This is a genomic window from Candidatus Binatia bacterium, assembly GCA_023150935.1.
GTDB lineage: Bacteria > Desulfobacterota > Binatia > HRBIN30 > HRBIN30 > JAKLJW01.
In genome coordinates this window covers 1-2,669 of sequence record JAKLJW010000092.1, presented here as the reverse complement: position 1 = coordinate 2,669, position 2,669 = coordinate 1, and the positions used below count along the sequence as shown (strand labels likewise).

The window sequence follows — 2,669 nt, the reverse complement described above, 5'->3', positions numbered from 1 at the left end:
GGCTCGTCCGCAGGGGCCAGTGCGATCCACACCGCGATCGCCAGGATCACCGCGAAGACCGCGACCGCTGCGGCCCACCCCGCCGAACCGCGGCCGAGCATGCCGGGTTTGCCGGAGCGCGAAGCGTCTTTCCGATGCGCGTCCATATTCGGGAGTGCAATGTTACCTGGCGAGCCTACGCGCGCCACCCACCCGCCGCAACCGATCGACCGACACCCATCCTTCCTCTCCCGATGCGGGGATCGATACGTAGGGGACGGCGGCGCCCTGCCCCTACTGCAGCACGAGGCGCACGAACATCAGCGCCGGCGGCGCGAGGTAGTAAACCGCCCGGTTGACGATCTCCACGATCCTGCGGACTCCCGTCGCCCATCCTGGAAACGCCCACGTCGCCGACAGAACAACCGCCTCGGCAAGGCCACGCAGCGCGGCGGCGAACAGCAGCAGGTAGAGCGCCGACAGCAGCCAGTAAAGCCCGAAGCCGAGCAGGTACGCCTGCAACCCGAACTGGTGATACTCGCCGAGCACACCGCCGTAAGCGACTATCTGACGCAGCCGGAACAGGACAACGGCGGGCACCAGCGGGTACACCACGAACTTGACCGGCGGACGGTCGAGCCACCGCCGGCAGCGCGCGCGCGCAGCAGCGTAACGCGCCAGCGGATGCCTCGCGGCGTGCCCCACTCCATCCGGCGCACCCGCGGCCACCATGGCCGACAGGAGAGGACCCGGATCGGCAGCCGCTACCCCCGGCAAGACGGATGCCGTGTCCCCCGCGTGCAGCCGCAGTCCGAAAGACGGCAGCGGCAGCAACCATGGCGTGACGCTCAACTCGCGCAGTGGCAACGCAACGCTGTCGCCGCCGCGCTCGATGTTCAACGCCTCGCTGTCGACCCGCGCCATCGCCGCGCTTCCGCGGCACACGATGCGCGCCGCCACCTCGGGCAGCGCAAAGAACACCAGCAGCAGCCGCTCGACCTCGAGCGGCGAAAGCGGCGGCAGCTCGAACACATGGTAAAGCGCGGGTACGACCATGGGCACATGATAGAGCGCCAGCAGCAACAGCGTCCCGCGGCTAACCACGAGCAGCGCGGCGGAGAGAGCGCGCGTAACGGGTGTCAGGACAAGGATCGGGAACTGCATGGGCGGTTCGTGCTCGGCGGTTCGTCGTGAGGCGATCGACGGACGCCCTCGCGGCGTGGCGGAAGCGATCGCAAATCGGACGCGGGAAAGCGCAGTCCGCAAAAAAACCGGGGGGAGGGAACGCGTCCCCTCCCCCCCGTTGCGCCTCACCTGGGCGCGGAATCCACCACCGGGCGAATTACGGGGTGGCCGGGTTGTACACCGACAGCGCCCAGCCCATGCGCTCGTGGCCGAGCATGTTCCACGCCGGGTTCTTGCCGCCGACGATGCTGGCGTCGGAGTAGTCCGGAGCGGTCGTCGTCGAGCCGGTGCCGCCGAAGAGGCCCACGTAAATCGTGCTGCCCTGATAGGTCGGGTGAGTGTTATCCGACTGAATGTAGTCGTACGTGGTCGAGGAGGTAACGCGCTTGTAGTTCGCGTCGCGCAGCGTCGACTTCAGCGTGACCGTGATGCGATTGACGTAATTCGCCTCGGTTTCGTTGAGCTGATAGGCGATGGCGTCCGAGTCCACGAGCCCGTCGCTGTTGGTGTCGTAGTCGGCCGCCATGTACTGGGCGAACGAGTCCGCGCACGCGAAGCCGTAGTTCTTGGCGAAGTTGCAGGCGCGCCAGTTGCTCTGCGCCAGGTAGGGCAGGAACATGTCGCGCATGTTGATCTTGCTGCCGTTGACGGTGCAGTTGCTCAGCGTGTTGTCGGCGTCGTAGCCGGGGTAGAAGATGTTCGAGATCACCTTCAGCTTCGTGTTGGCGCTGGCGTTGGCGTTGATGTACTGCATCGCCTTCTCCTGATAGGTCGTGCAGTTCGCCAGCGCGGTGTTGATCCCCGAGAAGCTGCACGTGCCGGTCTGGTTCTTGAAACTGCTGCGCGCCTGCAGGAAGTCGTTGCCGCACATCTCGAAGGTGACGACGCGCGTGTTGCTCGACTGCATGTAGGATTTTTCTTTGACGATCTTGTTGTCGTAAATGTCCTTGGCGACCGCGCCCGACTTCGTACGGCGGATCACCTCGATGTCGCTGTTCCACAGCTTCTGCAGGTACTCCCCGTCGACCCCCGGTGCGGCGCGCTTGGCGACTCGCGAAAGCGACCCGTAGTAGCCGGCATAGATCGAGTCGCCGTACCCGGTAACGCGGTACTTGGTGCTCGTACCCGCCCGGTCGATGGTCCACGACGTGTTCTGCGTTATCGTCGACGCCAACGCCTGCGAGCCGAGCGTCATGCTCCCGGCAACCAGAGCGGCGGTCAATCCCCGAGCGAAACTGCGAATCAACCCCTTCATTGCGCCTCCCGTTTTCGTTGCGCCGGGTGCCGATCGGCCCCCCGGACCGTTAGTGGCGCGTCGTTTACCATCGCACCGCCAACGTCGTCAACAAGAAAGTGGCGTCTCGGGGCGGGCTTCGTCCACCACCTCAAGATATGACCCAACGTGCCCATCCGATTTCTTCGCGCCGCACCAGAAACCCGCGGCCTGGTAGCTCAGCGCGGGCTACCGCCCGCAACCCAAAGCGAACAACCAGCCCGTTCGCCCC

The 2,669-nt window shown here is 65.6% G+C and carries 2 protein-coding genes; both read right to left on the bottom strand.

Annotated features, from left to right (window positions below):
* Positions 1–273 precede the first annotated feature (273 nt).
* The gene (locus L6Q96_23070; protein MCK6557432.1) at positions 274–1,143 is read right to left on the bottom strand and encodes a hypothetical protein; all 870 of its coding nucleotides are present in this window, start codon (positions 1,141–1,143) and stop codon (positions 274–276) included.
* Positions 1,144–1,321: 178 nt separating this feature from the next.
* The gene (locus L6Q96_23065; protein MCK6557431.1) at positions 1,322–2,359 is read right to left on the bottom strand and encodes an SGNH/GDSL hydrolase family protein; all 1,038 of its coding nucleotides are present in this window, start codon (positions 2,357–2,359) and stop codon (positions 1,322–1,324) included.
* Positions 2,360–2,669: the final 310 nt, after the last annotated feature.

Bases quoted from the DNA above. Each gene is read 5' to 3' on its own strand.
- L6Q96_23070 (MCK6557432.1), bottom strand. From the start codon at position 1,143: ATGCAGTTCCCGATCCTTGTCCTGACACCCGTTACGCGCGCTCTCTCC.
- L6Q96_23065 (MCK6557431.1), bottom strand. From the start codon at position 2,359: ATGACGCTCGGCTCGCAGGCGTTGGCGTCGACGATAACGCAGAACACG.